This is a genomic window from Radiobacillus deserti (genome assembly GCF_007301515.1).
In the GTDB taxonomy this organism is placed as follows: domain Bacteria; phylum Bacillota; class Bacilli; order Bacillales; family Amphibacillaceae; genus Radiobacillus; species Radiobacillus deserti.
The window spans coordinates 1,520,773-1,546,753 of record NZ_CP041666.1 but is presented as its reverse complement, the minus strand read 5'-3'; the positions used below and the strand labels follow the sequence as shown (position 1 = coordinate 1,546,753).

Here is a 25,981-nt window from a genome sequence, read left to right as displayed (position 1 = left end):
ACCCCCTTTCAAAGAATTTAACAATTTACATCACCATACCACCATCTACGTGGATCGTTTGTCCAGTTACGTAGTTTGCGTCATCTGAAGCTAAAAAGCGCACTACTTTTGCTACATCTTCTGCTGCTCCTAGCTTCGCTAACGGAATAAGTTCCAGCATACCACTTCGTTGTTCTTCTGATAGTTTGTCCGTCATATCCGTTTCTATAAACCCTGGTGCAATTGCATTTACAAGGATGTTACGACTTGCTAATTCTTTTGCTGTGGTTTTTGTTAGTCCAATGACCCCCGCTTTTGCTGCAACATAATTAGCTTGTCCAGGGTTACCACTTACTCCAACAACAGATGCAATGTTAATAATACGACCGGCCTTTTGTTTCATCATCTGTCTCGTAACTGCTTTTGTCGTTAGAAATACACCTTTTAGGTTCGTTTGAATGACGTCATCAAATTCTTCTTCTTTCATTCGCATTAGCAAATTGTCTCTTGTTATCCCAGCATTGTTGACAAGAATGTCCAACCGCCCAAACGTATCAATAACCGATTTTATCATAGCTTTGACTTCTGATTCAGAGGATACATCTGCTTTAACTTTAATTGCCTTTTGCCCGAGCTGTTCAATTGCCTCCACTACTTCTTGTGCCTTTTTCTCATTTCCAGAGAAATTAACAGCGACATTGGCTCCTTGCTTAGCCAGTTCAAGTGCGATCGCTCTCCCAATCCCTCTTGAACCACCGGTTACGAGGGCTACTTTTTCTTGTAACATCAGGCATCCTCCTTATACCATTCTAAAAATTCATCTAATGAAGCGGAATCTTGAACGGAAAATGTCGTCATTCTGCGATTTACCTTTTTCACTAATCCAGCTAACACTTTTCCATTTCCGACTTCTACAATAGCATCCACATTTTCCTCTAATATTTTTTCTAACGTTTCATGGAATCGTACCGGAGAATATAATTGTTTCACCAGCAGATCTTTAATAACGAAAGGATCTGTCGTTTTTTCTGCTGTAACATTTGCATATATCGGTACATTTGCCTGTTGAAGTTCGATTTGCTCTAGAGCTTTTTCAAAGTCCTTTGCTGCAGGTTCCATTAAACGAGAATGGAAAGGTCCACTAACATTTAATGGCAATACACGTTTTGCCCCCGCATCCTTTAGTAAAGGGATAGCGTGGTCAATTCCAGTTTTTGTGCCAGAGATTACAATTTGACCAGGGCAATTCAAGTTAGCTAGATCCACTACATCTTCCTTGTCTAAGTGCTTTAATGCTTCCTGAATCTCCACTGCACTTAATCCTAATACTGCTGCCATAGCGCCTTGTCCCTTAGGAAATGCATGCTCCATTAATTTTCCACGTGTCTGAACAAGTGGTAATGCGTCCTCTATCCGTAATACTCCAGAAGCTACTAATGCGCTGTATTCTCCTAGACTATGTCCAGCTGTTACAACAGGGGAAATCCCTTCTTTGGTTAACAGTTGCATCATCGCACTGCTTGTTAACAATAATGCCGGCTGAGCATTCACTGTATTCGTTAACGTTTCCTCCGGTCCTTCAAACATCAAATCTGTAATGGACATGCCTAGCCATTCATCAGCTTGATGAAAAAGGTCTTTTACTTCTTTGTAGCGATCGTAGATTTCTTTCCCCATCCCAACTGCTTGAGAACCTTGTCCGGGAAATATAAAAGCTACTCTCTTCATTCTATTACTCCTCTCCACTTTCAACTTGTTGTGCTTCTACGGTTTCTTGGATGGTCGCTGTCACATTATATTCGATCATATGACAAGCTTGTTTAATCGCGTTAAAAATCGCTCTCGCATTAGATGACCCATGTGCTTTGATTACTGGTGCTGCCAGTCCAAATAAGCCCGCACCACCGTACTCCGAATAATCCAGTTGGTCTTTTAAACCTTTTAACTCTGGTTTCACCATACCTGCTGCTAGTTTTGTTTTTAAGTTCGTCATAAAGGTCTCTTTCAATTTTGAAAACATGAGGTCCGCAGTTCCTTCAATCGTTTTTAAAGCCACATTGCCGCTAAAACCATCCGTGACAATTACATCTGCAACACCTGCGAGTATATCTCGAGCTTCTACATTTCCAACAAAGTGAAATGGTGCTTGCTGCATCATGTCAAATGCTTTTTTTGTCAAATCGTTTCCTTTTCCATCCTCGGTTCCAACATTTAATAGTCCAACGCGTGGCCGCTTCACGGCACGAACTTTTTCTGTATAAATAGCCCCCATAATTCCGTATTGAAGCAGGTGCTGTGGTTTCGCATCCACGTTTGCACCAACATCCAACAACAAAACGCCTTTCCCATCACTTGTTGGAAGTGTAGGACTTAGAGCAGGTCTTTCAATTCCTTTAATTCGACCAATCACAAAGAGTCCAGCACTCATTAATGCACCTGTATTTCCGGCTGAAATACATGCGTCTGCTTTTCCTTCTTTCACCTCATTAGCCATTAACACTAAAGAGGCATTCTTTTTACGACGAACAGCACGAACTGGCTCATCATCACCTGAAATTACTTCCGTTGTGTGCTTGACTGTTATATTCGTAGAATCGGTTAAATATGGTTCAATCTTCTCCTGGTTTCCAACTAACACAATTTCTAAATTATGTATTTGTTTCACAGCGTCCATCGCTCCAAGCACTACCTCTTTCGGAGCATGGTCACCACCCATTGCATCAATTGCAATTCTCATGATTTATTCTCCCTCTTTCTCATTCGATCGGAACATCGTGAACATCCCAACAAAAACTTGTTTATTGTCGACATAGCTCTTTACTTCTACGGTTGTTCGATCCTTCGCTTGAGACTGGATAACCTTGGCCTTGGCAATAACCCGCTCACCCTGGAAAACTTGACTTGTAAATTTAATTTCAGCTTTTGCCGTCAATGCAAGCTGGTCATTGATTACGGCAACTGCCAATGAGTTAGCTTGTGCAAATAGATGATGTCCTCTGGCGATTTTGTTTCGGGAAAATACGTGCTCTTCTCCAATATCCAATATAGAGATAGCACGGTTATCTAATTCTAAATCGATGACTTCCCCGATTACTTCGTCGATAGGTAGAGCTTTTACCGTTTCATTCCATTGATTCGTCGCAACAGATTTTATTCGTTCACGTAGCTCAGGAATTGCTAACTCCATGCGATCCAATCGAATTGTCTGAATACTAACTTCGAATTTTTTAGCTAATTCTTCATCCGTAATAAACGGCATTTCTTTTATCGTTTCCTGCAACAATTGCTGCCGCTCACGCTTATTCCTTCTCAAATCCTCCACCGTCCAATATCCTAATTCCTTAGTCCATACTAAGAAATGTCATCTTATGACTAGGTACTAATAGTAATATATAATACCAGTACGATTTATGCAAGTCTCGTACAGTTCTCTTAATCAAGCACGGCACCTTGTAAGGTAGGATCATGGAGTAACATATTTTTTAAACTAGAAAATGCCGGCTTGTCCAAAAGCTGCTTAAATACGATTTCCTGCGCATCCACTCTAGCTGTTTCAAGGGCTCGGTAATCATGAACCATATCTGCTATTTTAAATTCCGGCAGTCCGCTTTGCTTTCGTCCAAAAAAGTCACCAGGACCACGTAACTTTAAGTCCTCTTCCGACAGCTCAAATCCATTGGATGTCTCCGTCATAATTTTCATTCGTTCTTTCCCTACTTCACCTTTGGGGTCTGCAAGCAGGATGCAATAGCTTTGGGCATCTCCTCTTCCTACACGTCCTCGTAACTGATGTAGCTGTGATAAGCCAAAACGTTCTGCATCATAAATGACCATTACCGTAGCATTGGGAACATTGACTCCTACTTCTACAACGGTCGTAGAGACAAGAACTTGAATCTCATTATTCGCAAATGCTTTCATTACCTCTTCTTTTTCATCTGTATGCAATCTACCATGCATTAATCCTACTTTTATGGAAGTAGGATAATATTCTTCTAGTTGATGATAGAGATCTACTGCATTTTGAATATCAAGCTTATCGGATTCTTCAATTAATGGACAAATAAAATAAGCCTGAAACCCTTGTTCTACCTCAGATTGAATGAACGTTAACACTCGATCAAGCATATTGTCTTTTGCCCAAAACGTTTTCACTTCCTTACGACCTGCTGGCATTTCATCGATAATTGACACATCCATATCTCCAAATGCCGTTATCGCTAACGTCCGTGGAATAGGTGTAGCCGTCATAAATAACACGTCAGGGTACAACCCTTTATCGCGTAACGTTCGTCGTTGCTCTACCCCAAATCTGTGTTGTTCATCGACAATGACAAGCCCTAAATCAGAAAAGACCACTTCCTCTTGAATTAATGCGTGTGTCCCAATTAGGACATCGACTTCATGATTAGCTACCTTTTCTAATATTTCTTTTCGCTTTTTCCCTTTTACAGAACCGGTTAACAGCGCGATGGATACATGGTCACCAAATGTCTTTTGTAATGACTCGTGAATGTTGCTCTGCTAATATTTCTGTAGGCACCATTAGTGCACCTTGGTTCCCTGCAGTTTTAGCAGCATACAAGGAAATCGCAGCGACCACCGTTTTTCCTGAGCCAACGTCTCCCTGTAGTAGCCGGTTCATACGATATGGGGACTCCATATCTGCAAGTATTTCCTTCAGTGCCTTTGATTGTGCAGTTGTAAGAGAAAACGGTAGATTTCTAATAAACGTATCCACCTTCGATGTATCAAAGTGTTGGCTTCCTCCTGAGGATGCTTCTCTATGTTGTTTGCGTAGCAATGTCATTTTTAGTTGGAACAATAAAAATTCCTCGTAAATAAATCGGCGACGCGCATGCTTTAAGCTTGTGTGGTTGCTTGGGAAATGAAGTTGACGAATCGCTTCAGCCCGAGATGGTAGCTTGTAGTTTTTCAAATAAGATTCAGGAAGAATTTCTTCCAATTCGTCTCGATACTGATTGAGAGCTGTTTTCATGATTTTCTTGAGCTGTATATTCGTCACTGAGCCTCTTAATGGATAAACAGGTTCAATTGGATTTTGAGAGCTAGCAGGGCCTTTTTTGTAGTTTTGCACCGTAATTTGAAGTCGATGCTGATCCCACTTCCCCGTAAAGGTCACAACATCCCCATCCTGTAATTGTTTTTTGGCAAAAGCACGGTTAAACATCACCGCTTTTACTACAACATTTTCTACTTGAACATTAACAGATAGCTTCGACTTTCTTTTTCCATAAAAAACAAGGGAAGGATTTCCGATAACCTTCCCCTCAATCGTCACTTTATCTTCATGAATTAGCTGATGTAACGGCTTGATTTCAAATACATCGTATCGAAATGGAAAATAGAACAATAAATCTTCTACGGTCTCTATTCCTAATCCATATAAATCAGCCTCTAGTTTTTCTCCAATACCTTTAATCGTTGTGATTGGATCTGATAACAACTTCCATCACTCTTTCTCTACTGGTATTCCATATATTCGTGATGCGATTGCTCTTCCTGTAGGTGTTGCTGCAAGTCCACCTTCTGCTGTTTCTCGTAGAGCAGATGGCATCGACTTTCCAATGCGATACATCGCACCAATTACTTCGTCACATGGAATTCGACTTGTGACACCGGCTAAAGCCATGTCTGCAGATACAATCGCATTGGAAGCCCCTGCTGCATTTCGTTTTACGCAAGGAACCTCTACTAATCCTGCAACGGGATCACATACTAATCCTAGCATATTTTTTAATGTAATAGCGAAAGCTTCTGCGCTTTGTTGTGGTGTACCTCCAGCCATTTCCACAATTGCAGCAGCCGCCATAGCAGCAGCAGAACCTACTTCAGCTTGGCAGCCACCTGCCGCTCCAGAAATAAAAGAATTGTTTGCTACTACATACCCAAAAGCACCTGCTGTGAATAAATACCGTACCATCTGTTCACGTGTAGGGTTTAAACGATTTTTCACAGCAAACAGCGTGCCCGGTACACAACCGGCACTTCCTGCAGTAGGTGTCGCACAAATCGTTCCCATGGCCGCATTGACTTCGTTGGTTGCGACCGCTTTACTAACCGCATCTAACAGTAACGTTCCAGAAAGTGGCTCATGATTTTTCATATAATTTTGTAGAAGTACAGCATCTCCGCCTGTTAATCCCGATACTGATTTTACTCCTTTTAAGCCGTCTTCTACTGCGTTCTCCATCACTTCAAGATTACGCTCCATTTGAGACATCACTTCTTCTCTCGTGGCATCCCGGACGTCCATTTCCTGTCTAATCATTACTTCTGATATCAGAAGGCCTTCTGTTTCAGCAATTTCTACTAATTCCGCTACATTTCTAAACATATTCTAACCCCTTTCCAATTAATCCACAATTTTAGAAACCTGTAAAATGTGGTCGGCTGCCTTTAATTCTTCTAAGATGTTATCTTCTACGTTTTGATCAACCTCTATGGTCATTAGGGCTTCTTTCCCAACATCTTTTCTGGAAACTTCCATTCTCCCAATATTAATTTCATATTTTGCCAATATATTAGCAACCGAAGCAATAGCTCCAAAACGATCATTATGCATGACTAGGATTGCTGGGTGATTCCCTGAAAGATGTAAATCAAAGCCATTCAGCTCTGTAATTTCCACTTTTCCACCACCTATCGATATCCCAACAAGCTCAAATACTTCTTCTCCACTGCCTAGTTTTATTCGAGCCGTATTAGGATGTTCGGTTGATGCTTCGTCTTCAAAGAAACGAATTTTCATTCCTCTGGACTCGACAATATCTATTGAATCTCTCATACGGATATCATCAGTATCAAAATCAAGTAATCCACCAACTGTTGCAACATCTGTGCCATGTCCTCTATACGTCTTTGCAAAAGACCCATAAAAATAAATATCTGCCCATTCCGGCTCTTTACCAAAAAGATTTCTTGCTGCTCTTCCAATTCGTGCTGCACCTGCGGTGTGAGAGCTGGACGGCCCAATCATGACCGGACCTATAATATCAAATACGGATTTATATTTCACCGCAACCTCCCCCTTCTTGTTTCCGCTTACTTTAAGTATAACTGCTCACCTAAAAGAACTAAAGCCATTAGAGTAAGTTTGTTTTTTTCTGAATATTCGTTTTTTATTTTTTCATTTCACATAATAAACCCCTTCTATCCTTATAAATAGAAGGGGTTTATTATGTATTATTCAATTGCAAAGATAAAAGAGTAAATGGGTTGGTTTCCAGTCTGAACTTCTACCTCAATGTCTTCATACTTTTCTTCTAGAAACGCTACGATTTGATCGATTTCTTCATCACTTGCTTCTTCTCCTTGAAGAATGGTAATGATTTCATCGTCTTCATCAATCAACGAAGTAAGTAACTCTTTCGTAGTTTCAAATTTATCTTTGTTAGTCGCAACAATTTTACCTTCGGCAAGCCCCATAAAGTTACCTTTTTCAATAGACATACCGTCGATTTGTGTATCTCGTACTGCATAGGTTACCTGACCAGTTTTTACTTGCTGACTTGCTTCCTCCATACTTCCTCTGTTTTCCTCCAAGGAGGCATCTGGATGAAAGGCAAGTAATGCAGACATCCCTTGAGGGATTGTCTTCGTAGGGACAACCGCGACGTTATCATTCGCTAACTCAGCTGCTTGCTCTGCAGCCATGATAATATTTTTGTTGTTAGGAAGGATAAGGACATTTTTAGCATTCGCTTTTTGAACAGCTTCTGTAATATCCTTCGTACTCGGATTCATGGTTTGTCCACCTTGGATGACAACAGATGCTCCTAAGCTCTCTAATAACTCTTTTAAACCGTCTCCCATTGCTACGGTGACAATCCCGAATTCTGCTTTTTCCTTCTTTTGTTTTTCAGTTTTTTTCTTATCTCCAACGATCGAAGTGTGCTGCTCTCTCATATTTTCAATTTTGAGATTGATTAAACTTCCATAACGTTGACCTATTGTAAGAACTTCTCCTGGATATTCCGCATGAACGTGAACTTTCACAATTTCATCATCTGAGACAACCAACAAGGAATCTCCACGCTCTCCTAGCTCATTTCGAAATGCTTGTTCATCGAACGGATTATCTTTAAGTTTATCGTCCTCAAACTTCACCATAAATTCGGTACAATAGCCAAACTCAATATCCGCAGTATCCATAAAGTCTTGAGCTAATTTATGGTGTTCTGCATTTACCATATCATTCAAATCTACACTAGATGCAGATTCCGGCAACTCTTCTCCAGTTAGAGACGCATAGAAGCCTTCATATATGGTCACTAACCCTTGGCCTCCACTATCCACAACTCCAACTTCCTTTAGGACAGGCAAGAGGTCTGGAGTTCTTCTTAAGGAAGCTTTTGCCTCTGTAATGACAAGGTTTAAAAATTCTATTAGGTCCTCAGTTTGATCTTTTATTTCTGTCGCCTTTTTGGCTGCGTCCTTCGCTACCGTCAAAATCGTTCCTTCTACAGGCTTCATAACCGCCTTATACGCAGTTGCCACACCTTCATTAAGACCTTCAGCAAAATCAGCCACAGTTAATTCTTTTTTTCCTTCTACTCCCTTAGAAAATCCTCGGAATAATTGGGATAAAATAACACCGGAATTTCCTCTAGCACCCATTAACAATCCTTTAGCAAGAAATTGGGCAACCTCTCCAGCATGATTGGATGTATTTTCACGTACCTCATTTGCTCCAGATGTCATAGAAAGATTCATATTCGTCCCTGTATCTCCGTCGGGAACCGGGAAAACGTTTAATGAATCAATCATTTGGGCGTTGTTCGTTAAATGGTGGGCTCCAGAGAGTACCATTTGTGCAAAAGTAGTTCCATCTAACGTTCTTAACGTCACTACAACTTCCTCCTTCATCTACAACCGTCTATCCTTATCTTCAGCTTTCCATTGGCTAGTCATTGTTATGCCTTCTATTGAACAACCCGGACTCCTTGAATAAAAATATTCACAGAGCTTATAGAAAGACCGAGAGTTTTATCCAGTGTATATTTCACTTGAGACTGAACATTATGAGCTACTTCTGATATTTTCGTACCGTAGCTTACGATAATATACATATCAATGTGAAGTCGATCCTCATCTTGACGAACAACGACACCCTTCGAGAAATTTTCTTTACGGAGAATCTCTGCTATTCCGTCTCTAAGCTGGTTTTTAGTTGCCATACCTATAATACCGTAGCATTCAATCGCGGCACCACCAGCTATTGTGGAAATAACCTCGTTCGTAATTGTAATCTGACCATCATTCGTGTTCAATTCTATGGACATAAATGAATCCTCCTTCACCTTATCCTTAAGTTAGTGATATTTTACTATAACAAGAACAAAACTGAAAGCAGTTCCACCAATTATGTAGAAGGTCAAGTCTGCTTGTTACCTATCTTGAACATGGACTTCAGACAATAATCATATTTATTCAAATAACCCTCTGTTCATGTAAAAATTTACTTAGTTGGACAAATAACCCCTTTATACAATGGACGAATTCTGTGTTTCTGTCAAGTAAGATTTCTTGAAAGGAATCATTGCAATTATGTTACCCTTATGGTAAATTGTTATAGTATGTAAAGTTATACATGGTCATTAGGAGGGATAAACATGGGACGCAAATGTGTTGTAACAGGCCGTAAAACTACTTCAGGTAACAGCCGTTCTCATGCCATGAACGCTAACAAACGTAACTGGAAAGCTAACGTTCAAAAAGTACGCATTATGGTTGACGGAAAACCTAAGCGTGTTTATGTATCTGCTCGTGCTCTTAAATCAGGCAAAGTAGAACGCGTTTAATTTGTGTTAACAACTAGACATGAGAAAAGAAATATATCTTTTGCAAAAAAGACACCCTTTTACCGGGTGTCTTTTTTGTATGTCCATGTACCACACAATTGCTTGGAGGCTAAGTTCGTTTCAGATGTAGCTGCATATTTCGACCTTCCTGACAGGTAAAGAAGAGAATCGCTAAAGCCAAGAAGACTTATAAGCCTACTAAAGAGTCTTCCGTCCATTTTGCTACATCCCTACTCTGTCCATTAGTCTTTTTTGAATGTTCCAATGATTGCACGCACAAAGCCACCAATGAACCTCGGGAGTTTAAAGGTATAAAATTTCATAGTATTGTTCCCCCTCCTCTTCTACAAATCGCAATAAATGAAACTGCCATACTTAAATGGTAGCTGGTAAGAAATTTAAAATATGAGTCATATAAGTTCTACGCAATGTAATCCACTGATTTAAAGGACATCTCTACTCTTTATTACTATTAGTATGCCTTCCTTAAAAGAAAAAGTACCTTTTTCTGAAATAAGCTTGTTTGAAATACACAACGTAGATCCCCAAGTAATAGTTCTATTAGTTAATTTATAGTAGAAACCTTCCAAAGTTATGCCTACAACTTGTTCGGTAAACGGAATAAATGAAATATTAGGATGATGTTCATCTTTCATTATCACATGAGTACCAGGTCCTTGGATTTCTAGGATATTCCCAATATCAATCATTTTAGAAAAAATATTACGTTTCCATAATGTCATAAGCAATTGAACATTTGCTAAACTATGATCCAATCTCCCTCCCGTAACCCCGAAGAACAAAATAGCACCTGGTTGAAGGGAGACGGCTTTCTCTACAGCTAACTCTAAGTCAGTTTCATCCTTTTCTATAGGATATGCAAGATAATCAGATACGTGTGACATTATCCTATTCCGTTCTTCATCTGATACCGAATCAAAATCTCCAATTGCGATCTGTGGATGGATTCCTTCCTCCAATAAATATAACGCTCCTCTATCGACACCAATCCAAATAGTAACAGTTGAATCATATTGTTTTAAAGAAGGTAGGTGGCTCCTTGGACCACCTGCCACGATTCCAATTACTGGTTCCATAAAATCCCCTCCAAACTGAAAGAAGGTTGCCAAATGGCAACCTTTTCTTTTACTTACTACGAATTGACTGAATGGCTTGCTGTCTGTCTGTCTGTCCAAATATTGCACTACCTGCAACTAAAACGTCTGCACCAGCTTCCATACAAAGCTTAGCAGTCGTCGCATTCACTCCACCATCCACTTCTATTTCGTAATGCACATCCAGCAGTTCTCTTAATTGAGCGACTTCTTTCATCTTAGGCAAAACACTAGAGATAAAGGACTGGCCACCAAATCCCGGATTGACAGTCATTAATAAAACTAAATCCACATCTGAAAGAATCGGCTTAATTGCATCAACTGAAGTACCAGGATTAATGACTACTCCGGCTTTTACACCTTGATCCTTAATTAGGTGAATCGTTCGATGTAAGTGTGGACACGCCTCTTGGTGTACGGAAATAATATCTGCTCCAGCCTTTGCAAAGTCTGGAATATACGGGTCAGGATTTTGAATCATAAGATGGACATCCAGTGGTAGCTTCGTAGTTGGTCGTATCGCATCCACGATAAGCGGACCAATAGTTAGGTTAGGAACAAAGTGTCCATCCATTGCATCCACATGGATATAATCAGCTCCACCTTTTTCTACATCTTGAATCTCCTCTTTTAAGATAGAAAAATCGGCGGACAAAATGGAAGGTGCAATTTTCACCATGATTAATACCTCGGCTTTCTCGATTGGATTTCGTCAATAAATGATAGGTAGTGCTCGTAGCGATAAGTAGGAATATCCCCAGCCTCTACTGCCTGTTTCACTGCGCATTTTGGTTCTTTGTTATGTATGCAGCCTCTGAACTTACAGGCATCGCTTCTCTCTTGCATCTCAGGAAAACAACTAGGAAGGTCCTCTAATTCTAATTCATTAAACTCTAGTGAACTAAAACCAGGAGTATCTGCTACAAGTCCACCACTCACTTCTAATAATTCCACATGTCTTGTCGTATGTTTACCTCGGCCAAGACTCTCAGAGATTTCTTTTGTTTCTAAATTAAACAACGGGTTAATCGTGTTTAACATGGATGATTTCCCCACACCTGATTGACCAGCAATAACGGTAATTTTATCCTTAAAGTACGGGACAATTTCCCTCATTAACTCTGGTTCCTTCGTTGTCATGAGCTTGAACGTATAACCTATCTTTTCATATTCTTCTTTACATTGGAGAATTTTAGATTTTTCCTCATCTGAAACTAAATCCATTTTAGAAACAAAAATGATAGGCTGAATATGCTTGGATTCAATTAATACTAAAAACCGGTCTAAAAGTAGCGTACTAAAGTCGGGCTGAGAGGCAGAAGTAACAATAACCGCTTGATCGATATTCGCAATTGGAGGACGAATAAGCTCATTTTTTCGCGGATGAACATTTTGAATATATCCCTCACCTGGATTACTCTCATCGAAATCCACCATATCTCCAACTAAAGGGGTTACCTTATTTTTACGGAAAACACCTCTGCCCCGACATTGGAATATTCGATTATTGGATTGTACGTAATAAAAGCCACTTAACGCTTTTATAATTCTACCTTCTGCCATTTACTCACCCTTTCACGTCTTTATAGGATACAGTCTTATCCACAACCACTTCATCTTCCCGCATTACCTTATATTGTGCAGAACCGTTTGGCGGTATAGTTAACTTAATCTCAATCGTTTCATTCTTTGTAATGGTCCGTTGGTTATACAGTTGCGTTATGTCATTATTCATATCCCCAACATAGATATTTACTGTTTGCTTTTCTTTTTTACCATTATCTTTGTCATTCCCCTTGTCTCCTGTATAAGGAACCGTCACACTTACCGTATGGTTTATTGGTGGAAGCTCTTTTGGTCCCTTGGAAATGACGATTTCCACAACAGAGCCCTTTTCTACCTCTTCTCCAGCACTAGGACTTTGACTAATAACATTTCCCTTCGAAACCGAGTCATGATTTTCCTCTGAAACATCTACAGATAAACCTTGATTGGATAAATAGGATGTAGCCTCTGCTTCAGACATGCCTTTTAGACTTTGTAATGTTACTAATTCTGGTCCTTTACTTACTTCAAAAATGACATTAGTATCTTCTGGTACAACTTCTGTTCCCGGTTGCGGTTGAATCTGTGTTATTATTTGTCCTTCAGGTTCATCTGAAAACTTTTCATAAAGAATAACTTCTTTATAGCCTAGCTGTGTAAGTAAGTTTTCCACTTGGCTCGAATCCCTGCCAACATAATCTTCAAATTCTACTTTTTCTTGTCCCTGACTAGTAAAAACAGTAATGTTTGAACCTTCTTTTACTTGCATCCCTGCTTTAGGATCGGTTTTTACAACATATCCCTCTGGCACTTCATCCGAATACATTTCTTCTTCGGAAACTTCTAGATTCAGTTGCTTCAACTGATCTTGTGCTTCTTCATATTTCTTTCCAGCAACGTCAGGAATTTTTACATCTTCAGGCTGAAATAAAGTCGGTAGGATAAATAGAGCAGCAATAAACGCACCTAACAGAACAACAAGGATGGAAGATATCCAAATAATTACTTTTTTCCGTTTTTTCTTTCGGGTGTTTTTTGGTTTCTCTTCTGCTCCATTGCTATGTAAGGTATGATTTTTTGTATCGTGAATGAGTGTATCTTGTTTTGATTTATTTCGAAAATTGTTATCTCGGATAATTGGTATAGCTTTTGTCTCCTCCCCTGAATCGATAGGGGGTGAAAATTTCGGTTCATGAATCCGGTCAGGCTCTAATGCCGTTTCTAAATCCATTTCCATATCATAAACATTTTCGTACCGAAGGAATGGATCCTTAGATGTAGATTTCAATACGATATTTTCCACACTTTGTGGAACCTCAGGTAGCCATCTTCTAATAGAAGGAGTCTCTGTTTGTAGGTGCTTCAACGCAATAGATACAGCTGTTTGTCCAGAAAACGGGAGTCGACCGGTTAATAGTTCGAAAAACACAATTCCTAATGAATACACATCAGACTTCTTCGTTGCCATTCCACCTCTTGCTTGCTCTGGCGATAAATAGTGGACCGAGCCTAGTACGGAATTGGTTTGTGTTAATGATGTAGCCGACAAAGCGACCGCAATTCCAAAATCCGTAACCTTCACTTGACCGTATTGATCAATTAGGATATTTTGTGGCTTTATATCTCGGTGAACAATATCATTTGCGTGGGCATGAGCCATTGCGGATGTCAATTGTTTCATAATATCAATAGATTCTTCCACATCAACAGGACCGTAGGTTTGAATATACTTCTTAAGGGTCATTCCATCAACATATTCCATTGCCATGAAGTAAATCCCGTCTTCTTCACCCACATCATATATGTTTACGATATTCGGATGCGAAAGACTTGTGGCTGCTTGAGCTTCTCTATGAAAACGAGCAATAAACTCATCGTCATTGGCATATTCTAATCGAAGTACTTTAATCGCTACATCCCGATCCAGAATGAGGTCTCGCGCCAGGTAAACGTTGGCCATTCCACCTCCGCCAATTGCTTCTTGGATCTTGTAACGATCGTTCAGTGTCCTACCAGTTAGCACTAGGCGTCACCTTCTTCCGCAGTGCCGTCATACGCTACTAATACTAATGAAATATTATCTTCGCCGCCTCGCTCATTTGCTAGGTTCACTAGTTTCTCGGCCATTTCTTGAAGGGAAACTTCCTCTTCTAAAAAAACTTGTAATTCGTTCTCTTCAATTTTATTGGAAAGACCGTCTGAACATAGCAAAAGCTTATTATTCTTATCCCAGCCAATGGATTGAACATCCATTCCTACAGTTTGCTCCGTACCAAGCGCTTTTAATAAAACATTTTTTCGGGGATGATGTTCAGCATCATCTTTGGTTATTTGACCTGAACGAACAAGTTCATTTACTAAAGAATGGTCTTCCGTTATTTGTTTAAAGCCTTGCTTATTAGCTAAATAGCAACGGCTGTCCCCGATATGAGCAACTGTCACAAATTCATCCGTGCAAATGGCCGCAACAATCGTGGTCCCCATCCCTTTACATTCTTCATTTTCTTGTGAATAGAGGTACACCTTTTCATTTATGTCCGTTATGGACGTTCGAAGCCATGTTTCTGCTTCATCAGGTGAAGGAATAGCAGCATGTTGTTCCCACTTATCACGCAGTCCCTGGGTTGCCATTTGACTGGCAACATCTCCAGCTTTATGACCACCCATCCCATCTGCTATAACTGCTAGCAATTGATTGGACTTATTATAAAATAATCCACCTGAATCCTCATTATGGTTTCGCACTTGCCCTTTATCCGTAGAAAAAATACCGTTCATTTCTATCATTCTCCTCTTAGCACTTCTTTAACACAATTACCACCTATGCCCACATTCATACTTCCTTTTGCTTATTTCGTTCGTATGAGCCTTGTTAAAAAGAACCCATCTGTATCATATTCATAAGGAAATAGTTGAAGCCCATACGCTGATAATCCAGCAGCAGATTCCTGCAACTCCTTTGGTAATTGCGAGGTGAAGGTAGAGTCCATTTCAAATTCTGGATGTTGTTGTAAGAACCGTTCGATGTTTTGTTCATTCTCCTCTTTATCTACCGTACACGTGCTATATAATAGTTTACCATCTTTCTTTAATAATGGGGACACACTTTCCAACAATTCAAATTGGATGGTTGCTAGTGTATGAACATCCTCTTCTCGCTTGTGATACTTAATATCAGGTTTTCCTCTTAACACTCCTAGACCGGAGCATGGAGCATCTAGCAATATACGATCAAAGCTTTCGTTCTCATGAAAATCCTGTAAATTTCGCGAATCTGCCTGTTTAGCCTGAATAATTGATAATTCTAGTTCGGCGGCACGGGTCGTGACAAGCTTGGCTTTCTTTGCATGTAAATCGTACGCATGAATAGCTCCATTATTTTGCATTTTCTCCGCAATATGGGTCGTTTTTCCTCCAGGTGCACTACAAGCATCCAATACCATCATAGTCGGTTCGACTTCTAGCATTTCCCCAACAAGCATGGAGCTTTGATCTTGAACCGACAAAAGATTTTCTTGAAATAGCTTCGTTCGAAGGACATTTCCAGATCGTACAATAATTCCTTGAGATGAAAACAGAGAAGCTTCCACTTCCAACCCTTCTAGTTTCAAGGAATCCATAGCTTCTTCACGCGTAATTTTTAATGGTTGAATTCTTACATTCATCGGTTTGTGCGTTAAATTAGCTTGGCACATCTTTTCTGTTATTTCTTCCCCATAAAACGACAGCCACCTTTGAACGAGCCACTCTGGATGGCTTGTAAGTACACTTAATTTCCTAGCCGGCTCTTCAATGGTTTCGATATCAGAAAGACCTTTTCTTTGAATATTACGAAGAACCGCATTTACTAACGAAGAGATTCCTTTGTGGCCCCGCTTCTTCGAAATATCAACGGCCTCGTTTAAAATGGCATGGTCAGGAACTTTGTCTAAGTAGATCATTTGGTACATGGACAATAATAAAAGCCATTTAACCCAAGGCTGTAGCTTTTTCTTCTCATCTATAAAGTGGGAAAGATAGTAGTCAAGCGTTAATTTTCTTTGAATCGTGCCATAGACCATTTCGGTGAGCAATGCTTCATCTCTTCTATCAAATTGATTCTTTTTTATTGCTTGATCGATGAGCAAATGGCTATAGCCACCATGTTCTCCGATTCGAACAACTAAATCTAGCGCAGCTTCACGTAATTTTTGTTGTGCCATTTTATTCTCCTAACCTATCCCCAACTTTTAGTTGATTTCCAACCCCTCGAAGGAAATCGGCAGCACTCATCCGCTTCTTACCAGAAGGCTGTAGTTCTGTTATTTTTATCCCTTTTCGGTCTCCACATACAACGACAAACCCATCGTCTAAGATTTCAACAACCGTACCAGGCTCGTCGTCATAGGTTTGGGAAATTTCTTCTCCCCACCACACCTTGATTACATTTCCTTCTAAGAAAGTAAACGAAACTGGCCATGGATGTAGACCACGAATATGGTTATACACTTCAGAATTTGGTTTCGTCCAATCCAGCTTCTCCTGCTCTCGCTTAATATTCGAAGCGAATGTGACTCGATTCTCATCTTGTTTTCTTGGTAATAGCTTCCCTTCAAACAGTCCAGGTAGTGTATCATGAAGGAGCTTTGCACCAAGTACGGAAAGTTTGTCGTGTAACGTACCAACATGGTCTGTATGTTCAATTGGAAGACTTTCTTGCGTAAGAATGTCCCCCGCATCTAACTTTTCCACCATATACATAATGGTGATTCCAGTCTCTTTTTTTCCCTGCAAAATGGCATAATGAATCGGTGCTCCACCCCGTAGCTCTGGCAATAAGGATGCATGAACATTTATACACCCAAGCTTTGGTGCATCTAATAATGGTTTCGGTAAAATTTGTCCAAAGGCTGCCGTAACAATTAAATCTGGGTTATATGCTAACACTTCATCATACTCGTCTTTTATTTTTTCTGGCTGAAATACAGGAATTCCCAATTCCTCTGCAGCTACTTTTACAGGTGGCGGGGTTAATACTTTCTTTCTCCCTTTCGGTCGATCTGGCTGGGTGACGACAAGTACCACCTCGACCTCTTCTTTTTCTAATTGACGAAGAACTGGAACAGCGAAATCTGGTGTTCCCATAAATACAACACGTTTCATATGGACTCCTTTCTACATAAGCTGACTCGGTTGTAAATCAATACTAATTAGTAAGTCATTTTTTTGTATATCTGATTCATAATAGTGCAATATCCGTTTCAATATTTCCCGTTGCTTAGGCTCATTTTTGTATTTTATCACGCATTGGTAGCGATATCTATTTTTGATTCTCGCAATAGGAGATGGGGTTGGACCCAAAATAGTAGATTGTTCTGATAATGATTGGGATAACCCTTGGACAATATGTTTTGTTACCTCCATGGCTTTTATTTGATTCGGATGAGAGACCGTAATTAACGTTAAATAAAAGTATGGGGGATAATGAAAGGTTTTCCTCACTTGCATTTCTTGCTGGAAAAACGCTTCATATTCATAGGTGCTTGCTAGCTGAATACTGTAATGCTCTGGTGTATAAGATTGTACAATAACTTCCCCTGGCAATGAATGTCTTCCTGCTCGACCACTGACCTGTGTCAAAAGTTGAAAGGTTTTTTCCGCAGCTCTAAAATCTGGTAGATGGAGCATCGTATCTGCAGCAAGAACACCGACTAATGTTACGTTCGCAAAATCTAGTCCTTTCGCAATCATTTGTGTCCCTAATAAAATATCGGCCTCATGATTCCCAAACTGAGTTAAGAGCTTTTCATGTGCCCCTTTTCTTCTAGTCGTATCCACATCCATTCGGATGACTCGTGCTTCAGGCAACAATTTAGTAAGAGCTTCTTCTACCTTTTGTGTTCCCGTTCCAAAATAACGAATCGTATCGCTACTACATTCCGGACAAACAGAAGGCATACTCTCTTCATAGGAGCAGTAATGACACTTCAATTTATTCTGGGTGCGATGGTAAGTTAACGCAATGTCACAATGTGGACATTCCATAACATGGCCACAATCTCTACACATGACAAACGTAGAGTAACCCCTTCGATTTAGAAACAGCACTATTTGTTGTTTTTTACGAAGTCTTTCCTCCATTGCTTGAACCAGTTGCTGTGAAAACATGGAACGATTTCCAGCATGTAACTCTTCCCGCATATCGATAACTTGAACCTCAGGCATCGCAGCTTTATTCATCCGATCTGGCAAGGAAAGTAGCTGATACACGCCTTTTTTCGCACGGGCAAACGATTCTAATGTTGGGGTAGCACTTCCAAGCACAACTGGACAATGGTGGTGCTTGGCTCGATAAATGGCAACATCTCGTGCATGATAACGCGGATGGTCATCTTGTTTATAACTAGATTCATGTTCTTCATCAATAATAATGATGCCCAGGTTTTCGAAGGGGGCAAAAATAGCGGATCTTGCTCCAACTGCTACTTTAACCTCTTTCCGTTGAATCTTACGCCATTCATCATATTTTTCACCAGCAGACAAAGCACTGTGTAAAACCGCTACGTATGACCCGAATCTTCCTTTAAACCGTTCTACCATTTGTGGGGTTAACGAAATCTCCGGAACAAGAACGATAGCTTCTTCCCCTCGATCAATGACTTCTTGAATTGCTTGCAAGTATACCTCTGTTTTCCCACTTCCCGTTACACCGTGTAATAAAAACACCTCGTGCTCCTGCTTCGCTAATTGAGCTTGAATAGCATCTTTTGCTTCTTGTTGTTGGTCCGTGAGCGGGAGAGCAGTTGTTTTCGGATAATCTCTTTGATACGGATTTCGATAGGTTTCCTTTTTATATTCTTGTAATATTCCTTTATCCAACAATGGTTTTAGACTAGCCCTTGTTGTTTTCAGTATGGACAATAACGTTTTTTGATTTACTTCCTCGATTTCATTTGCGGAAAAATATTTTAAAATTTCCCATTGCTTTGTTGCTTGCTTCGGTAAATCAATCATTGCCTCCTCCAAATTGGTAAGAGACCCTTTACGAGCAATCACTGTCTCGAATTTCTTCGTTTCTTTCGAGTCTACCTGATAATCGACTTCTAATAAGCCTTCTTGGATGAATCGTTGAATTCGATTGAGCTTAATCGAACTTTTTTCTACTTCCTCAAAGTCTATGTAATCTCTTCCATCAAATAACCGGTTTATTTCATCTGGTAGCTCTTCTTCCGTTAATCGATGCAACTCCTTTTTATACTTTGCTTTCAGCACTTGGGGAAGCATCACTTGGAACGACGAAATATAAAAACTAAGGGTATGGTTAGACATCCATTTACCTAAGTTAATTAATTCGCTCGTTAACACGGGGGTCACATCCAACACATTTTCAATATCTCGTACTTTTTCAAGTTCGGTATGATCAGTGATTTCTAGAACGTACCCCATAATTTTCCTCGGTCCGAATGGTACAGTTACTCGCATCCCTTCTTGAATGGCCGCTTCAAATCGTTCCGGAATATGATAATCAAAGATGCGATCGGTTTGGCTTGCTGGAACATCTACCACTACTTTTGCTATTGTCACAATCGTCCATCCTTCATATCAGATTCAATAAACTGTAGGATTTGCCGAGCAATATCCGACTTGGTTGACATGGAAAGCTGCATTTCCTCTCCGAGTTTGTTTAGATATGTAACAGCATTCGTATCACTACCAAATCCAGCCCCCTGTTCGGTCACATCATTTATCACGATGGCATCTAAGTTTTTTTTCTTTAATTTTTTTCTTCCATATTCCATCACATCATTGGTCTCGGCTGCAAACCCTACTAAAAATTGATGACGTTTAGTAGCACCAAGCTCGTGTAGGATGTCTTTCGTTCTTTCCATTTCAATCGTTAGTAGCCCATCACTTTTCTTCACCTTCTGCTGGTGAACCGTTTTTGGACGATAATCTGCTACGGCAGCTGCTTTTATGACGATATCCTGATTCGCATAGTGCTCCATAACCGCTTCATACATGTCATTTGCTGAATCTACATGAATTCTACGCACATGCTCTGGTGTATCCAAGTTCACCGGCCCTGATATTAGGGTCACGTCCGCTCCCTTTTTCGCCGCTTCCTCCGCCAATGCAAACCCCATCTTACCAGAGGAATGATTGGTAAAAAAACGAACCGGATCGACAGCCTCACGAGTTGGACCACCTGTAATGAGGATTTTTTTGCCCGTAAAAAAAGTATTCTTAGAGACTTTAGAAAAATCACGGTCTATTACTTCCACAATGGTTTCTGGTTCCTCTAATCTTCCTTTTCCGACATACCCACAAGCTAAATAACCATTTCCTGGTTCAATAAATTTATAACCCCAACCCTCTAGTCTTTTCATATTTTCCACTACAGCAGGATGGGCATACATATGTACATTCATAGCTGGTGCAATATATATTGGGGCAGTAGTTGCTAACAAGGTTGTAGATAACATATCGTCTGAAATACCGTTGGCGATTTTTGCAATTATATTGGCCGTTGCTGGTGCCAATAACACAAGATCCGCCCAATCCGCTAAGTCAATATGCGCAATTTTTGCTGGGTCCTTTTCATCAAACGTATCTGTAAACACTGGATTACGAGACAGCGCTTGAAACGTAAGGGGAGAAACAAATTGTGTTGCATTATCTGTCATGATGACTTTCACGTTTGCCCCCTGCTGGGTTAATTTACTTGTTAAAGCACACGCCTTATAAGCTGCAATTCCACCGGAGACTCCTAGCAAAATATTAGTACCATTCAACATGATACTCCCCCTTTCCGTAAGCTTTAATAATCTAGTTATATCATAGTTTTATCGAAAGCATAAGTCGAATGATCTTCCTTGCTTGAACAGACACGTTCAAAGAAGAAGCCCCCACCTTTAGGAAAGTGAGAGCTCTTCTTCCATCTTATTCTTCAGCTGCTTCATAATAAAGCTTATCCGCTTGTATCTCTTCTAATGCTAACCCTACATATTTGTGAGACTTAGGATTTTCTATAAGAACTTGTTTTGTTTCCTGCATTTGACGAGCACGACGTGCAGAAAGTGTTACCAACGTATATTTAGAATTAATCTTTTCTTGTAAAGCATCAATAGATGGTTCTAGCATCATGAAAAATCAGCCTCCAAAGCTTTTTTATATTCTTGTGCAACTCGTTCCCGTTTACAGTGTTCACTTTGAACGATTGCTTGTATTTTATCTACTGCTAATTCGATTTTATCATTAACGACTACGTAATCATACGCATCCATCATTTCTATTTCTGCTTTTGCTGCGAGCAATCGATTCCGGACTAAATCTTCCGTTTCCGTTCCTCTATTGATAATTCGGTTTTTCAACTCTTCTAAACTAGGCGGGAAGAGAAAGATGAATACACCTTGTGGAAAATTTTTCTTTACTTGAAGGGCTCCTTGTACTTCAATTTCCAGAAATACATCTTTTCCTTCTTGTAACGTTTTCTCCACATACTCTCGTGGTGTTCCGTAATAGTTCCCTACATATTCGGCGTATTCCAATAACTGATTTTGTTCAATCATGGATTCGAACTCTTCTTTTGACTTAAAGAAGTAGTCCACCCCATCTACTTCACCTTCTCGGCTATTTCGGGTAGTCATGGAAGTCGAATATTTTAAATCTGTAGATTTCTCAAAAAGCGCTTTTCTCACTGTTCCTTTTCCTACACCGGATGGGCCAGATAAAACGAACAATATTCCTTTCTTTTCAATCAATGATTCTTCCTCCTACCTATTCATCAGAAATCTCGTCATGGCTAATGACACGCTGCCCGACAGTTTCTGGTTGCACCGCAGATAATACAACGTGATCACTGTCTGTAATAATGACCGCACGAGTACGTCGGCCATATGTAGCATCTACCAGTTTATTATTATCTCTAGCTACCGTAATGATTCGTTTAATGGGAGCTGATTCAGGTGATACAATGGATATAATACGATTTGCAGATACTACGTTTCCAAATCCAATATTGATTAACCGTAAGCTCATAGTTACTCCCCCTTGGCTAATTGCCTAATGCTTCTATTCTATAGATAAATCTCTTCCGTTTCAAAGATTCATACTTGTCGAGAATCTTTTTCTACAAACATCTTCTTATAGTATAAGGAAATGAGAGACAAAAACTCAATGATTTATTCTATATTTTGCACTTGTTCTTTTATTTTTTCTACTTCACTCTTTAATAACACTATCCAATGGCTAATCTGAACATCCGTTGACTTGGAACCAATCGTGTTGATTTCCCTATGCATTTCTTGGAGGATAAAATCTAGTTTCCTCCCAATTGCACTCTCTTGTTCTAACGTATCAAAAAATTGAACGCAATGGCTACTAAGTCTCGTTAGCTCTTCGGTAATATCTCCTTTTTCAGCAAGTAAGGCGACTTCTTGGACGATACGAGAATCGTCCGCTATATCTTCTGTAATAAATTCTTGCAACCGTTTTTGAATACGACTACGATGCTCCTCGATGACAACATGTCTTCTTTCCGTTAACTTCTTAACCGTTTCCTGAATAAAGAGGACTCTAGTTTTCATATCCTCTATTAATTCTTGCCCTTCTATCTCACGCATATTCTTCACTTGTTCACATGCATTGGATACCGATCTTAACACTACGTCGAATAGTACATCTTGACTTTGTTCTTTTTCAACAATTTCAAATGCACCTTCTAATGACGTTAAACGGTCCACGGAGATGTCGCCTTGGAGTCCGTATTTATCTTTTAATTCCTTCGATTTCTCTATGTATTGATTCAACAAATTCCAGTCCACCTGTAAGTTGCGTTCTATAAACCCCATTCCTTCTATTGAAATGAATAAATCTATTCTTCCACGTTGGAAATAGGATTGGACGATTTTTTTAACCTTATCCTCTACAACTAAAAATGATTTAGGCATCTTATTGGATATGTCTAGGAAACGATGATTGACACTCCGAACCTCAACGGAAACCCTCGTATCATGAACCTGTTGTTCATCACGACCATATCCCGTCATACTTTGTACCATCTACACCACACCCATTTTCTATACTCCTTATACCATGACTAGAACATCCTAGTCATGGACATTCTCTATACTATCATAACAAATAACATATTGAATTCCTATAATTATAGCATCAAGGATTGATTTCTTTATCAGACCAGAGATGTATTCATATTCGCTTAAAACATGCTATAATGACGAAACGAGGTGAACTGTCATGGCATTTGATGGAATTGTAACACGTGCAATTGCGCAAGAATTAAATGATCAACTAAACACTGGTAGAGTGATGAAAATATACCAACCAACAGAAACAGAATTAATCTTTGTTATAAGAAGCCAAGGTCAAAATCATCAATTATTATTATCTGCTCATCCGAGCTACGCTCGGTTTCATTTAACAAAGGATACGTACCAAAATCCAAAAGAACCCCCAATGTTTTGTATGCTTCTTCGTAAGCATTTACTTGGTCACTTCGTGGAAAACGTATCCCAATATGAAAACGAACGAATTGTAGAGTTTCATTTTAAAGGGAAGAATGAAATTGGAGATGAAACGAACAAAATACTGATTATTGAAGTGATGGGAAAGCATAGTAACATTCTTTTGATTGATAAGGATAAAGGTCACATACTAGACAGCATTAAGCATATTCCACCAACTGTGAACCGTGTTCGCACCATTATGCCTGGTCAAATCTATATACTTCCACCTGATCAAGGAAAGCGAAATCCTTTTTCGATAGAACCTGAAACATTTGTTAAGGCGCTTGATTTTAACGCAGGGAAATTGGATCAACAGATAGTTCAACAATTTATGGGAATTTCCCCTCTCGTCGCAAAAGAAATTGTATATAAGGCTCATCTCAGCTCTAAAGATGCTTATCAACAGGCATTTGAAGAGCTACAAACAATTGTTCAAAATCGCGCCTATTCACCTACGATTTATCAAGAACAAAAAGAGGTCTTTCATGTTCTGAATCTATCTCATTTAACGGACCAGAAAAATACATTTCCTTCGATCAGTGAGATGCTCGATTATTATTATTCAGGGAAAGCAGAACGAGATCGCGTTAAACAACAAGCCGGCGATCTATACCGTTTCTTAAAAAACGAATTAGATAAGAACGAACGTAAGATTAAGAAGCATCATCAAACATTAAAAAAAGCGGAAAAAGCAGATGAGTTTCAGCGATTCGGGGAACTGTTAACTGCCAATATGCACACGATGAAAGCAGGTGCCAAATCAGCAAAGGTTGTGGATTATTACGACCCAGAGCAACAAGAAATTGAAATTGAACTGAACCCAAACAAAACACCAAGCGAAAACGCACAAACTTATTTTCGCACCTATCAAAAATTAAAAAAATCGAAGCAAATGGTTGTACAAGAAATTGAGAAAGCAAAGGAAGAGAATCAATATTTAGAAGACTTATTGCAGCAAATTGAAGGCGCTCGCGAGCAAGACATCGACGAAATTCGTGAAGAGCTCCGAGAACAAGGATATTTAAAAACGAAAAGTCATCATAAAAAGAAATCAAATAAGTCGACAAAGCCAGAGCCAGAAATGTTCCGATCTTCAGACGGTACACAAATCTTAGTCGGTAAAAACAATAAACAAAACGAATATTTAACAAATCGACTAGCCGCTCGAGATGACATTTGGTTACACACAAAGGATATACCTGGCTCTCACGTCGTTATACGAGATGCTAACCCGAGTGAGGAAACCTTATTGGAAGCAGCCCATCTAGCAGCAAGCTTTAGTAAGTCCAAGCATTCTTCTTCGGTTCCTGTTGACTATACACGTATCAGGCACGTTAAAAAACCAAACGGGGCAAAGCCTGGATTCGTTACCTATGATAATCAAAAAACACTTTTCGTAACACCACAGGAATCTATTGTAAAAGCACTCCGTCAAAACCATCATTTAAGTCGTTAACCAGGAAGCAGTCTATAATTACGGACTGCTTCTTTTTTTGCCCTTTGTTATAGAAAGCTCCTGACTTGGAAATAAATGGAGGTACTATTAGATAGGGGTGTGTACGTTGAAAAAAGAAAACAAGAATTTATTTATTAGTGGATTCATTTTAGGATTAGGGTTGTTAGGTGCCATTGATGGAATCGTTTTTCATCAATTGTTGCAATGGCACCATATGGTACTTAATCCAAATATAAAACTAGAGATTGTCACAGATGGATTGTTCACTGCTTTATTTTCAGCATTGCTCATTTGGGGAGCCGTTAAAATCTTACAGGATGCGAGAAAGAATGAACTCGGCCACAGCTGGAAGATTTTTTTGGGAGGAATATTTGTTGGTGGCGGTTCCTTCAATCTAGTGGAAGGCATTATTGATCATCACCTATTAAAGGTGCATCGTGTGAAGCCATTAGCAGAAAACCCATTGGTCTATGACCTTGCTTTCTTAGCCATAGGTCTTTTACTTGTAGGAATTGGCATATTAATTAAACGAATGGAACGACATGCATAAGGAGTGAT

General features: G+C 39.6%; 25 protein-coding genes and 1 pseudogene. 3 read left to right on the top strand and 23 right to left on the bottom strand.

Translation table 11 applies throughout. The annotated features are described in order from the left end of the window. Positions 1–25 precede the first annotated feature (25 nt). The 9 genes and pseudogenes from fabG to FN924_RS08130 form a co-directional block, all read right to left on the bottom strand. On the bottom strand, positions 26–766 hold the full coding sequence (gene fabG / locus FN924_RS08170; protein WP_143893433.1) for a 3-oxoacyl-[acyl-carrier-protein] reductase: 741 nt from the start codon (positions 764–766) through the stop codon (positions 26–28). Then, positions 766–1,707, bottom strand: a complete 942-nt coding sequence (fabD, locus tag FN924_RS08165) for an ACP S-malonyltransferase (RefSeq protein ID WP_143893431.1) — start codon at positions 1,705–1,707, stop codon at positions 766–768. The genes fabG and fabD overlap by 1 nt, the downstream gene beginning before the upstream one ends. Before the next feature lie 4 nt (positions 1,708–1,711). Further along, positions 1,712–2,716, bottom strand: coding sequence for a phosphate acyltransferase PlsX (plsX, locus tag FN924_RS08160; protein WP_143893429.1), 1,005 nt, complete (start codon positions 2,714–2,716; stop codon positions 1,712–1,714). 3 nt (positions 2,717–2,719) lie between these two features. After that, complete coding sequence (gene fapR, locus FN924_RS08155) at positions 2,720–3,292, bottom strand: transcription factor FapR (protein WP_143897172.1); 573 nt, start codon at positions 3,290–3,292, stop codon at positions 2,720–2,722. 119 nt (positions 3,293–3,411) lie between these two features. After that, positions 3,412–5,446, bottom strand: a pseudogene (recG, locus tag FN924_RS08150) (ATP-dependent DNA helicase RecG). A 6-nt stretch (positions 5,447–5,452) separates the two neighbouring features. Next, a complete protein-coding gene (gene sdaAA, locus FN924_RS08145; protein ID WP_143893427.1) occupies positions 5,453–6,337 on the bottom strand; it encodes an L-serine ammonia-lyase, iron-sulfur-dependent, subunit alpha in 885 nt (294 codons plus the stop codon). An 18-nt stretch (positions 6,338–6,355) separates the two neighbouring features. Further along, positions 6,356–7,018 carry an L-serine ammonia-lyase, iron-sulfur-dependent subunit beta gene (sdaAB, locus tag FN924_RS08140; RefSeq protein ID WP_143893425.1) on the bottom strand — a complete coding sequence of 221 codons (663 nt, stop codon included), beginning with the start codon at positions 7,016–7,018 and terminating at the stop codon, positions 6,356–6,358. A 167-nt stretch (positions 7,019–7,185) separates the two neighbouring features. Then, positions 7,186–8,850 (bottom strand): DAK2 domain-containing protein, encoded by a 1,665-nt coding sequence (locus FN924_RS08135; protein ID WP_194709705.1) that lies wholly within the window; start codon positions 8,848–8,850, stop codon positions 7,186–7,188. A 74-nt stretch (positions 8,851–8,924) separates the two neighbouring features. Next, the gene (locus tag FN924_RS08130; RefSeq protein ID WP_143893421.1) at positions 8,925–9,284 is read right to left on the bottom strand and encodes an Asp23/Gls24 family envelope stress response protein; all 360 of its coding nucleotides are present in this window, start codon (positions 9,282–9,284) and stop codon (positions 8,925–8,927) included. Between the two features lie 330 nt (positions 9,285–9,614). Here FN924_RS08130 and rpmB point away from each other — a divergent pair, with 330 nt between their 5' ends. Next, positions 9,615–9,803, top strand: a complete 189-nt coding sequence (rpmB, locus tag FN924_RS08125) for a 50S ribosomal protein L28 (RefSeq protein WP_143893419.1) — start codon at positions 9,615–9,617, stop codon at positions 9,801–9,803. A 242-nt stretch (positions 9,804–10,045) separates the two neighbouring features. Here the strand turns inward: rpmB and spoVM are convergent, their stop codons facing one another. The 14 genes from spoVM to FN924_RS08055 all read right to left on the bottom strand — a co-directional run bounded on the left by spoVM (position 10,046) and on the right by FN924_RS08055 (position 23,502). Further along, complete coding sequence (gene spoVM / locus FN924_RS08120; RefSeq protein ID WP_093210825.1) at positions 10,046–10,126, bottom strand: stage V sporulation protein SpoVM; 81 nt, start codon at positions 10,124–10,126, stop codon at positions 10,046–10,048. Between the two features lie 120 nt (positions 10,127–10,246). Next, positions 10,247–10,900, bottom strand: a complete 654-nt coding sequence (locus FN924_RS08115) for a thiamine diphosphokinase (protein ID WP_143893417.1) — start codon at positions 10,898–10,900, stop codon at positions 10,247–10,249. A gap of 49 nt (positions 10,901–10,949) precedes the next feature. Then, positions 10,950–11,597 (bottom strand): ribulose-phosphate 3-epimerase, encoded by a 648-nt coding sequence (gene rpe / locus FN924_RS08110; RefSeq protein ID WP_143893415.1) that lies wholly within the window; start codon positions 11,595–11,597, stop codon positions 10,950–10,952. Positions 11,598–11,599: 2 nt separating this feature from the next. After that, a complete protein-coding gene (rsgA, locus tag FN924_RS08105; RefSeq protein WP_143893413.1) occupies positions 11,600–12,481 on the bottom strand; it encodes a ribosome small subunit-dependent GTPase A in 882 nt (293 codons plus the stop codon). Positions 12,482–12,485: 4 nt separating this feature from the next. Continuing rightward, the gene (gene pknB, locus FN924_RS08100; protein ID WP_143893411.1) at positions 12,486–14,486 is read right to left on the bottom strand and encodes a Stk1 family PASTA domain-containing Ser/Thr kinase; all 2,001 of its coding nucleotides are present in this window, start codon (positions 14,484–14,486) and stop codon (positions 12,486–12,488) included. Beyond that, positions 14,486–15,241: a Stp1/IreP family PP2C-type Ser/Thr phosphatase gene (locus FN924_RS08095; RefSeq protein ID WP_143893409.1), complete on the bottom strand. Its 756-nt coding sequence runs from the start codon at positions 15,239–15,241 to the stop codon at positions 14,486–14,488. Before FN924_RS08095 ends, pknB begins: the two co-directional genes overlap by 1 nt. 71 nt (positions 15,242–15,312) lie before the next feature. After that, entirely contained in the window at positions 15,313–16,665 is a 1,353-nt protein-coding gene (gene rsmB, locus FN924_RS08090; protein WP_143893407.1) for a 16S rRNA (cytosine(967)-C(5))-methyltransferase RsmB, read from the bottom strand. A gap of 1 nt (position 16,666) precedes the next feature. Continuing rightward, complete coding sequence (fmt, locus tag FN924_RS08085) at positions 16,667–17,605, bottom strand: methionyl-tRNA formyltransferase (RefSeq protein WP_143893404.1); 939 nt, start codon at positions 17,603–17,605, stop codon at positions 16,667–16,669. Between the two features lie 12 nt (positions 17,606–17,617). Further along, the gene (gene priA / locus FN924_RS08080; protein WP_143893402.1) at positions 17,618–20,026 is read right to left on the bottom strand and encodes a primosomal protein N'; all 2,409 of its coding nucleotides are present in this window, start codon (positions 20,024–20,026) and stop codon (positions 17,618–17,620) included. After that, positions 20,023–21,237: a bifunctional phosphopantothenoylcysteine decarboxylase/phosphopantothenate--cysteine ligase CoaBC gene (gene coaBC, locus FN924_RS08075; protein WP_143893400.1), complete on the bottom strand. Its 1,215-nt coding sequence runs from the start codon at positions 21,235–21,237 to the stop codon at positions 20,023–20,025. The genes priA and coaBC overlap by 4 nt, the downstream gene beginning before the upstream one ends. A gap of 145 nt (positions 21,238–21,382) precedes the next feature. Next, on the bottom strand, positions 21,383–21,586 hold the full coding sequence (gene rpoZ, locus FN924_RS08070; RefSeq protein ID WP_143893398.1) for a DNA-directed RNA polymerase subunit omega: 204 nt from the start codon (positions 21,584–21,586) through the stop codon (positions 21,383–21,385). Continuing rightward, positions 21,583–22,203 carry a guanylate kinase gene (gmk, locus tag FN924_RS08065; RefSeq protein ID WP_143893397.1) on the bottom strand — a complete coding sequence of 207 codons (621 nt, stop codon included), beginning with the start codon at positions 22,201–22,203 and terminating at the stop codon, positions 21,583–21,585. Before gmk ends, rpoZ begins: the two co-directional genes overlap by 4 nt. Positions 22,204–22,219: 16 nt before the next feature. Continuing rightward, positions 22,220–22,480 carry an extracellular matrix/biofilm regulator RemA gene (gene remA / locus FN924_RS08060; RefSeq protein ID WP_093210849.1) on the bottom strand — a complete coding sequence of 87 codons (261 nt, stop codon included), beginning with the start codon at positions 22,478–22,480 and terminating at the stop codon, positions 22,220–22,222. A 143-nt stretch (positions 22,481–22,623) separates the two neighbouring features. After that, the gene (locus tag FN924_RS08055) at positions 22,624–23,502 is read right to left on the bottom strand and encodes a YicC/YloC family endoribonuclease (RefSeq protein WP_143893395.1); all 879 of its coding nucleotides are present in this window, start codon (positions 23,500–23,502) and stop codon (positions 22,624–22,626) included. 196 nt (positions 23,503–23,698) lie between these two features. Here FN924_RS08055 and FN924_RS08050 point away from each other — a divergent pair, with 196 nt between their 5' ends. Beyond that, positions 23,699–25,423, top strand: coding sequence for an Rqc2 family fibronectin-binding protein (locus tag FN924_RS08050; RefSeq protein WP_143893393.1), 1,725 nt, complete (start codon positions 23,699–23,701; stop codon positions 25,421–25,423). 106 nt (positions 25,424–25,529) lie between these two features. Continuing rightward, entirely contained in the window at positions 25,530–25,973 is a 444-nt protein-coding gene (locus FN924_RS08045) for a DUF2243 domain-containing protein (protein ID WP_143893391.1), read from the top strand. Positions 25,974–25,981 lie beyond the last annotated feature (8 nt).

What these genes read in the sequence shown, in the direction of transcription:
- fabG (WP_143893433.1), bottom strand. Translation starts at nt 766, where the DNA reads ATGTTACAAGAAAAAGTAGCCCTCGTAACCGGTGGTTCAAGAGGGATT.
- fabD (WP_143893431.1), bottom strand. Translation starts at nt 1,707, where the DNA reads ATGAAGAGAGTAGCTTTTATATTTCCCGGACAAGGTTCTCAAGCAGTT.
- plsX (WP_143893429.1), bottom strand. Translation starts at nt 2,716, where the DNA reads ATGAGAATTGCAATTGATGCAATGGGTGGTGACCATGCTCCGAAAGAG.
- sdaAA (WP_143893427.1), bottom strand. Translation starts at nt 6,337, where the DNA reads ATGTTTAGAAATGTAGCGGAATTAGTAGAAATTGCTGAAACAGAAGGC.
- FN924_RS08130 (WP_143893421.1), bottom strand. Translation starts at nt 9,284, where the DNA reads ATGTCCATAGAATTGAACACGAATGATGGTCAGATTACAATTACGAAC.
- rpmB (WP_143893419.1), top strand. Translation starts at nt 9,615, where the DNA reads ATGGGACGCAAATGTGTTGTAACAGGCCGTAAAACTACTTCAGGTAAC.
- spoVM (WP_093210825.1), bottom strand. Translation starts at nt 10,126, where the DNA reads ATGAAATTTTATACCTTTAAACTCCCGAGGTTCATTGGTGGCTTTGTG.
- FN924_RS08115 (WP_143893417.1), bottom strand. Translation starts at nt 10,900, where the DNA reads ATGGAACCAGTAATTGGAATCGTGGCAGGTGGTCCAAGGAGCCACCTA.
- rpe (WP_143893415.1), bottom strand. Translation starts at nt 11,597, where the DNA reads ATGGTGAAAATTGCACCTTCCATTTTGTCCGCCGATTTTTCTATCTTA.
- rsgA (WP_143893413.1), bottom strand. Translation starts at nt 12,481, where the DNA reads ATGGCAGAAGGTAGAATTATAAAAGCGTTAAGTGGCTTTTATTACGTA.
- FN924_RS08095 (WP_143893409.1), bottom strand. Translation starts at nt 15,241, where the DNA reads ATGAACGGTATTTTTTCTACGGATAAAGGGCAAGTGCGAAACCATAAT.
- rsmB (WP_143893407.1), bottom strand. Translation starts at nt 16,665, where the DNA reads ATGGCACAACAAAAATTACGTGAAGCTGCGCTAGATTTAGTTGTTCGA.
- fmt (WP_143893404.1), bottom strand. Translation starts at nt 17,605, where the DNA reads ATGAAACGTGTTGTATTTATGGGAACACCAGATTTCGCTGTTCCAGTT.
- coaBC (WP_143893400.1), bottom strand. Translation starts at nt 21,237, where the DNA reads ATGTTGAATGGTACTAATATTTTGCTAGGAGTCTCCGGTGGAATTGCA.
- rpoZ (WP_143893398.1), bottom strand. Translation starts at nt 21,586, where the DNA reads ATGATGCTAGAACCATCTATTGATGCTTTACAAGAAAAGATTAATTCT.
- remA (WP_093210849.1), bottom strand. Translation starts at nt 22,480, where the DNA reads ATGAGCTTACGGTTAATCAATATTGGATTTGGAAACGTAGTATCTGCA.
- FN924_RS08055 (WP_143893395.1), bottom strand. Translation starts at nt 23,502, where the DNA reads ATGGTACAAAGTATGACGGGATATGGTCGTGATGAACAACAGGTTCAT.
- FN924_RS08050 (WP_143893393.1), top strand. Translation starts at nt 23,699, where the DNA reads ATGGCATTTGATGGAATTGTAACACGTGCAATTGCGCAAGAATTAAAT.